This is a genomic window from Longimonas sp. (assembly GCF_046498435.1).
In the GTDB taxonomy this organism is placed as follows: domain Bacteria; phylum Bacteroidota; class Rhodothermia; order Rhodothermales; family Salinibacteraceae; genus Longimonas.
The window spans coordinates 1-7,940 of sequence record NZ_JAWOAR010000086.1; the positions used below are offsets into that span (position 1 = coordinate 1).

A 7,940-nucleotide genomic window follows, 5' to 3' on the forward strand; every position below is an offset into this window, starting at 1 on the left:
GCCCAGCCGCTCTGCCAGTTTTTCGGTCCGTCGTGAACGATCTCGCCCGGCATATAACGTGGCTGATATTCGACAGGCTCAACAAACCGGTACAGTCGCAATTATGCTGTTCAGAACGCGACAGGACAAAAGGAAAACGATCTTGACAGGGTAGCGTTGGCGAGGGGATGCTGTGCCCGCGCCGTGCGGTGGGGTTTTGGCGGCCGCCCTGTTGAGAAAGGGAAACAATGTTAGTCGCTCCAAACTCGACCAGCCCCGTCCCTCACGTCGTACAGAGTAAACTGGACCGGGGCGCGACCTTTGTCATCACACTGCCCGCTCAACATGAGCCGCCCGCAGGGTATGCGCCCGACGCCCTGCCCTCGTTTGGTGACGACGCGCTCGTACAGCCGGTACGCCCCAAACCTAACGAGCCCCCCCGAGCAAGGATGTGCAAGAAAACGAGAGGCAGCGCGCAGAGACGACGGACCCGGTGCTTTTGGTCGTGGATGACAACGCCGACGTAATGATGCCGGAGATGGATGGCTTTGCGATGGGCCGTGCCCTTATGGATATCCCTATGACCGCAGGCATCCCTCTGCTCTACCTGACAGCGCGAGCCACCGTCCACGATACGATAGACGGACTGCGCATAGGCGCTGATGCTTACCTGGCCAAGCCATTCGACCGCCGCTTGCTGCGCGCCCGGGTGGAAGGACTCATCCAGAAGCAGATGCATCTTCCTGCGGTGCAGCAAGAGCAGGCCGCAGAACAGATATCAGAATCGGCAGCGCCAGACGACTCCGCCACGAATGAGACTGCGGAGGCGTTGTGCCCACCTCCATCCTCATTCATGGAAGCGATGCATCGCGCGATCCAGACCCACATGAGCGACCCCGAGTTTGGGGTGGCGGAACTGGCCGATGCGTTGGCCCTGAGCCGCTCGCAATTGTATCGCCGCCTGGACAAAGAGAGCGATCATACGCCGGGGGCGCTCCTTCGAAACGAGCGCATGAAGCACGCTCACATGCTCTTGCGCACGGGGCAAGGTAACGTGAGCGAAGTCGCATACGCTGTGGGATTCAGCAGCCTGTCGCATTTCTCGACGACTTTTCGCAAGCAGTATGAGGTGGCCCCCTCCACCATCCTCCCCAATGATTTTGCGTAGTGCTGTGTCACAGGTCAATCTTTGGGTTGTAAGGTCCCCGTTCGCATGCTGTCATCTTGAACGGAGCGAAGCGGAGTCCTGACACGAGCGAAGCGACTGAGAACGCAGTGAATAAAGATCTCCCCCAAGGTTGGCAGGGCCATTCAATCGCCTATAGCCCCGATGAGCGTCGAGGAGATGGTTCGGCGTGCAACAAAAGTCGGGGGCGATGCTATGTGACGTGACCCTAAGCGTGGTCTCTGCGCATCATTGCCCACTTGCCCTCCTAATAGATTCTCGCAGCATGTCTTCTGTATCTACCCACGCCATTCGTGTGTATGACGGAACGCAGTGGCATCGGATCAATGTGGAGGAGGGCACCATTCTCCGCGATGCGCTGCTGAACTATGATCTGTCGCCATACACGGCGCTTACCGAGGTCGTGAACTGTGGTGGACGCGGGCTCTGCGCCACGTGCGGCGTGCGTTTGGCCGAGGGGGTGCCCGCCTCGCACTGGCATGACCGCGCCGCCCAACGCTTTGGCTATCCGCGTCTGTCGTGCCAGATTCGGGTGCGGAAGCCACTCACCGTGTATCTGGATACCGAAAAGTGGATCTGGGGCAGACGCCGCTCGAACGAGCCGTCTGATGCATCGTAAATAGAGTGGGGCGCAGAAGAGGACACTCACGTCTGCTGCCCAACTTGTCTCTTCGGTCTAACCGCTCTGTATCTCATGACCCAACCTGCTGTATCCCCGGCCCAGCATCACCCGCGCCTTACGGTATACACCGATGTGCTCGACCGCATCGACGCGCTGCTTGAGGGGGAAACCGACTGGATCGCCGCCATGGCTACGGTTTCCTGCGAATTGCATCATACGTTCGACTACTTCGACTGGACCGGTTTCTACCGGGCGGTCTCCGACGACCTGCTTGTTGTGGGGCCGTATCAGGGCGGGCACGGCTGCCTGCGCATTCCGTTTGATCGCGGCGTATGTGGCGCGGCAGCCCGTACGCGCACCACGCAGTTCGTGCCCGATGTGCACGACGCCGAGGACCACATCGCCTGCTCCTCAACCACGCAGTCGGAGGTCGTCGTGCCTGTGCTCACGCCCGATGATACGCTTCTGGCCGTGCTCGACGTAGACTCGGATACGCTGGACGCGTTTTCGGAGGTGGACCGCGATATGCTGGAACGGCTGGCTGACACCCTGGGCCGCCAGTTCGCCGACACCAGGCAGCGATAGCCGTCCTGCTTCTCTACAGCTGGCACTTGTATCCCATCAACGCGCGGGTCGCATGTCGATCTGTTGCGGATGCTGCACCTCGATCTGTGGGGTGCCCTCGTGCAGCGCAATCGTCCCGCGTACGCAGATCGACTGGTCGCGGTAGCGCTGTTCAGGGGGCCTATCGCCCCAGTGGCGACGCGCATCGCCCCAGATAACGGCTGTAAACGCCTGTGCCGGGTAGGCCTCGCCCAGATTCACAAACGTGGGGGCTCCCCTGATGCGTGATGCATACGAAACCTCGGTGACCGCGCCGCAGACCTCCGCGCTCTCGCCAACATGGGCTCGCGCTTCCCCGGCAGACACCGTTACGGTGGGCTCCTCTACAGGCGGCGGCGTATCGGGCTGCATCACACGCGAGACGAACAGCCCCACGAGTAGCAATGCAGTCAGCGCAAGGAAAAGGGACTTCCACTCCGAAAGGCGTTGAAGCATGTGTAGGAAATTGGTTCAACGCGCATTGCAAACGCAGGCTAAGCAGCGCAGTGACGGTCTGGGGGCTACGCAGCGTCTGACAGGCGATGCAGCGGCAGGCGACATGTTACCATGGTGATGCCATGCATGTGTGCGATTTTGAGCGTTGCGTCAATGAGATGAGCTCGATACCGCATGCGAGCAATACCTTTCCCCGACGGCTGGTTCATCTGCTTCTTGGGATGCCAGTTGGGACCGTCGTTATGAATGGTGAGCACCAGCGCGTCGCGGCCGGCCCGCAACCGAATTACAATGTCGTTTGGCGTGGCGTGCGTACGTGCATTGGTAACCGCCTCGTGGGCAATGCGGTACAGATGCATTGCCGTAGCCGTGTTGGGGATCGAAGGCAGATTCGGATCCCCGATAAACGTGCAGGTGCCACTCCACTGCGCCTCCTGCTCCCGCGCCAAGTCGGCCAGGGCTTCCCCCAGGCGATCTTGCTGTAAGGACACCGGCATGAGGGTATGCGAAAGCTCACGTGCCTTCCCTACACCGGCACGAATCGCATCGGCAATGGCCTCCAGGTCATCGGCCGTGCAGGACTCGCCACGCTCCACCGCCGCCTTTAGGTTTTGCACCTGTATGGCCATAGCGGCAAGCTGCATGCCCAACTGCTCATGCAAAGACTCGCTCACGATGCGGCGCTCCGTAGTGTTCAAGATTGCCATGTCGCGCTCCAAACTGTGTTGCTCTGTGACATCAACCCCTACAAGCACCAGCGCTTCAACCTGCCCATACGCATCATAACGCGCCGTACACGTGCCTTCGAGCAGACGGGGCGACGCGTTCTCTCCTCTCCAGCGCATTTGCACATGTACCTGCCTGGAACGCCCGGAACGCAGTTCCTCGAACCCTTGCGTAACAGCTTGCATTTCCTCCGGATTCGAAAAGAGCATCTGTATGTCCTGCCCGGCTATCTCGCTGAGCGTTGCACCTGTAAGCTTAGCACACGCCTGATTTATAAACTGGATGTGACCTTCAGCATCCATCTCAATGACAACAGCGCCCATCGCGTTCAGCACATCGCTCCGATACGTATCCGAAAGCGCAGGGGAAGCCAATGGGGCCGGTTCTTCCCACCGCGTGGTCATCATGTCAATAAAAGTTAGCATAGGGGATACAGAACGTAGGAGCAGAGAGAATAGGCGTCCTCAAAAAATGAGAACGCAATGTTCAACATGCTTGTGAGCGGCACGCAACGCGAAAAGAGTGTGTACCTTTGGGGGCAGGATACAATCGCGTTGACGTACGATCTTCGTTGCAGACAAACTACCGATACGGCACGCCTGGGTGGGGGTACAGGCTTATTTTGACCGTAAAAGGACCATTTTGTATGATTAAGTACAATAATATTTCGCGGGGCAGATGTGAAATTATGGATACACACGCCGAGAGAGAACCAACCGACCAGGCGCTTCTACCACTTTAGTGGCTGCCTGCACATTTAGTATAACGCGTAATTTTAGCTTAGGACCGGACATTCAGTGTGATCCAGATCCGAACAACGGCGCATCTGAACATGCGCCAGGAGTTGGGGGGAAGTATCTTTAGGACTATGCCAGCCGCGTGCCATTGGGGACGGGCGCATCGGGCGTGGTCAGCACAACATCGCCATTGTCACGATGAAACCCCGTGACCAGACACTCCGACATCATGGGGCCGATCTGCTTCGGGGGGAAGTTCACCACCGCCACGACTTGCATGCCCGGAAGGTCATCGATCGAGTATAGATCCGTAATCTGTGCACTGGAGCGCAGCGTACCGATCTCCTCGCCAAAGTCGATCGTGAGAATGTAGGCCGGATTCCGGGCCTCCGGAAAATCCTCGGCTTCCACAATCGTGCCTACGCGCAGATCAACACGCTCAAAATCGTTCCAGGTGATCGTGTCCATGACAAAGTGCGTTTTGCGGGCGTGTGGAGAAAAACATTACTGCAATGTACGGGGAGCAAGCAGTAGCATCAAGTCGCATGCCGCCCGAACCTCACGCCCCAACGAGCCGTCTGATGTGCAGAGCCGGTGGCCTTACACAGCCGCCCTGTTTCGTTGATTTGTTGGATGCGTTTGGCGTGCCTCATGTCCACCGTGTACACCATTGCCCACTGCTCGGATATCCATTTTGGAAAGATTGCCCACGCCGAGGTGGTCCCGGCGCTTGTTGACGACATCAACGCGCACGATGTGGACCTGGTGGCGATAAGCGGCGATCTTACGCAGCGGGCCCGCACGGGCGAGTTTCAGGCCGCGGTGGCCATGATGGACCAATTCGAGGCGCCTACGCTGGTCGTTCCGGGTAATCACGACGTGTACCCGTGGTGGCGGCCCTGGAAGCGTCTTACAGCCCCGCTGCGCAAGTATCGGCGGTTGGTGCAGCGTGAGTTGCGGCCTACACGCGTTGAGCCCGAAGTGGCTGTGCTGGGCCTGTCGTCGCCGCACGGCGCCACCGTGAAAAGCGGACGCTTGAGTGCAGAGGCGCTCAGCACCATGCGTACCTTCTTTGACGAACACGCGTCGCAATTTCGGGTGCTGGTGATGCACCATCACCTCACACGGATGCAACAGCTGGGCCGCCACGACATCATGGGCAATGCCGACGAAGCCCTGACCGCCGCCGCCCAGGCCCGCGTTGACCTGATGCTTTGTGGACACCTGCACATCTCGCACATCGAACCCGTCGATATTGTCTCCGATCGCGGTGCCAACCACCATCGTATGGTCGTCGCCAGCGCAGGCACCGCCACAAGCAGTCGCGGACGCCAATCGAACCGGGGCGTCAATTTCTATAATCTTGTTCACATTCGCCCAGACTCGTTTTCGGTGGAGGAGCGGCGCTACCAGCCGGATGCGACGGCTTTTGCCGAAGTACGCACTACTTCGTTCGACCGCGTCACGTCGCTTTCGTAGGAGCAGAGAGCGTCTACATACAGCAAGGGCGCCTGCACGGTGCAGACGCCCCTGTATCCACCTGTACTGTGCCGATGTCTGGATCTATTAGGCTGTTAGGCTGTCGGGGCAGCGGCTTCGATTCCTGCAGATACGTGGTCGGCGTACTTGGCGAAGTTCTCGGCGAACATGCGAGCCAGTTCAGCGGCTTGCTGGTCGAAGGCGTCGGTGTCCTGCCACGTGGTACGCGGCTGCAAGATAGTATCGGGCACATTCGGCACATGCTCGGGCACGTGCATGCCAAACACCGGGTCGGGCGTGGTGGATACGTCGTTGAGTTGGTCGTTGAGGATGGCATCGACCATCGCGCGGGTGTAGGGCAGATGGATGCGCTCGCCCGTGCCGTACGGACCGCCGGTCAGCCCCGTGTTGATGAGCCAACACTGCGCGCCGTGCGTGCGGATCTTGTCGCCCAGCAGCTCGGCATACTCGGCAGGATGCCGCACCATAAACGGCTCGCCAAAGCAGGTGCTAAACGTGGCTTTGGGGGCGCTGACGCCCCGCTCGGTTCCGGCCACCTTGGCGGTGTAGCCCGACAGAAAGTGAAACATGGTCTGCTCGGGCGTGAGGTTCGACACGGGGGGCAGCACGCCGAATGCGTCGTACGTCAGGAAGATGACGTGGTCGGGATGCCCGCCCTGCCCTGTCTCCGACGCGTTCGGGATGTAGTCGATCGGGTACGACCCGCGCGTGTTGCGGGTGATGGTGTCATCGGTAAAGTCGGGCGTGCGCGTCTCGTCCTCCAGCATCACGTTCTCGAGGATGGTCCCGAAGCGCTCGGTGGTGCTGTAGATCTCCGGCTCCTGCTCGGGCGTCAGGTCGATCATCTTGGCATAGCAGCCGCCCTCGAAGTTAAAGACCCCGTTCTCGCTCCACCCATGCTCATCGTCGCCAATGAGGGTGCGGCTGGCATCGGCCGAGAGGGTCGTTTTGCCCGTTCCTGACAGGCCGAAGAACACGGCGGTGCTGCCGTCGGGATCTTCGTTGGCGGAGCAGTGCATGGGCAGCACGTTTTCGCCGGGCAGGCGATGGTTCAGCACCGAGAAGATGGACTTCTTGATCTCGCCTGCGTAATGCGTGCCGCCAATGAGCACGAGTTCCTTCTCCAGGCTTACAAAAATAGCGGCCTCCGAGTTGGTGTTGTCGCGCTCCGGATCGGCCTTAAACGTGCACAGGTCAAGTACAGTAAACCCCGGCTCAAAGTCGGCACGATCTACCTCCGGACGCCGCACAAACATGTTGTAGGCAAAGAGGCTGTGCCAGGCCTTCTCGGTGATAATACGCACCGGCATGGTGTACGCGGGATCCGCACCGGCGTACAGGTCCTGCACAAACAGCGGCTTGCCCGTGGCGTAGTCGGCCAGGCGCTCTTGCAGATGATCGAAGGTCTCCGTATCGGTCGGGCGGTTGACCTCGCCCCAGTTGATCGTGTCGATGTTGGAGGCGTCGCGCACCAGAAAGCGATCGCGGGGACTCCGCCCGGTGTACGGATCGGTACGCGTACAGAGCGGACCCTGCGCTGCGAGCTGCCCTTCGTCTTGAGCCAGCGCCATCTCATAGAGTACAGGCGGCTTCAGATTGTAGTGAATCGGGCCGGGGTCGGTCAGCCCCAGTGCGCGAAGATGCGAGGTCACGTGGTCGGGTACAGTCATGACAGCAGCAGAGTGGCTTGATGTTGAGAACGACGGAAACGGGTCGAAATATAACCCGCATCGTGCAATACACCTCTAAGAAAGCGCTTCCAGCCCTCTTTTGCGACAGCTGCGGTTAAGCAAATGTGAATATAAACTAACGTGTGCTGCATTTGCTGTGAACATTATATGTGCGGTATCGCGGATTCAACAAGCTTGGCCGGCTACGGGCCCGCGAATCCCCCGTTACGCTGAATCGTTGAGGACTGCCCAACCCAGGTCTTCTTTTGCACAGCAGCGTATCGCCTTTTCGTGGCCTTTTCCTCGTTTGTGTGTGGCTCGGTGTACGGGTGGATGCGTAGCGATCCGCTCCCTCACAAGCAATTTATGGTTCTTCACTACACAGGGGCGACTCTCCACCCATGCAATCCTGAGAAGTCGTGGGGTCTACACTCAGCAGGTCGTTGAGAGTCTGACTGCTG

General features: G+C 59.4%; 8 protein-coding genes. 4 read left to right on the forward strand and 4 right to left on the reverse strand.

The features are described from left to right. Positions 1-430: 430 nt before the first annotated feature. From R6U20_RS03705 to R6U20_RS03715, 3 genes are all read left to right on the forward strand, one after another. On the forward strand, positions 431-1,147 hold the full coding sequence (locus R6U20_RS03705) for a helix-turn-helix domain-containing protein (RefSeq protein ID WP_410336523.1): 717 nt from the start codon (positions 431-433) through the stop codon (positions 1,145-1,147). A 283-nt stretch (positions 1,148-1,430) separates the two neighbouring features. Next, positions 1,431-1,784, forward strand: a complete 354-nt coding sequence (locus tag R6U20_RS03710) for a 2Fe-2S iron-sulfur cluster-binding protein (protein WP_410336524.1) — start codon at positions 1,431-1,433, stop codon at positions 1,782-1,784. A gap of 75 nt (positions 1,785-1,859) precedes the next feature. Further along, the gene (locus tag R6U20_RS03715) at positions 1,860-2,372 is read left to right on the forward strand and encodes a GAF domain-containing protein (protein WP_410336525.1); all 513 of its coding nucleotides are present in this window, start codon (positions 1,860-1,862) and stop codon (positions 2,370-2,372) included. A gap of 36 nt (positions 2,373-2,408) precedes the next feature. Here the strand turns inward: R6U20_RS03715 and R6U20_RS03720 are convergent, their stop codons facing one another. The 3 genes from R6U20_RS03720 to R6U20_RS03730 all read right to left on the reverse strand — a co-directional run bounded on the left by R6U20_RS03720 (position 2,409) and on the right by R6U20_RS03730 (position 4,777). After that, the gene (locus tag R6U20_RS03720; RefSeq protein WP_410336526.1) at positions 2,409-2,846 is read right to left on the reverse strand and encodes a hypothetical protein; all 438 of its coding nucleotides are present in this window, start codon (positions 2,844-2,846) and stop codon (positions 2,409-2,411) included. A 65-nt stretch (positions 2,847-2,911) separates the two neighbouring features. Next, on the reverse strand, positions 2,912-3,997 hold the full coding sequence (locus R6U20_RS03725) for a PAS domain-containing protein (protein ID WP_410336527.1): 1,086 nt from the start codon (positions 3,995-3,997) through the stop codon (positions 2,912-2,914). 441 nt (positions 3,998-4,438) lie between these two features. After that, positions 4,439-4,777, reverse strand: coding sequence for a tRNA-binding protein (locus R6U20_RS03730; protein WP_410336528.1), 339 nt, complete (start codon positions 4,775-4,777; stop codon positions 4,439-4,441). A gap of 183 nt (positions 4,778-4,960) precedes the next feature. On the opposite strand from R6U20_RS03730, the gene R6U20_RS03735 reads away from it, so the two are divergent. Continuing rightward, positions 4,961-5,788, forward strand: coding sequence for a metallophosphoesterase family protein (locus R6U20_RS03735; RefSeq protein WP_410336529.1), 828 nt, complete (start codon positions 4,961-4,963; stop codon positions 5,786-5,788). Positions 5,789-5,883: 95 nt separating this feature from the next. On the opposite strand, the gene pckA is transcribed toward R6U20_RS03735, so the two are convergent. Then, on the reverse strand, positions 5,884-7,479 hold the full coding sequence (gene pckA / locus R6U20_RS03740) for a phosphoenolpyruvate carboxykinase (ATP) (protein ID WP_410336530.1): 1,596 nt from the start codon (positions 7,477-7,479) through the stop codon (positions 5,884-5,886). Between the last annotated feature and the right edge of the window lie 461 nt (positions 7,480-7,940).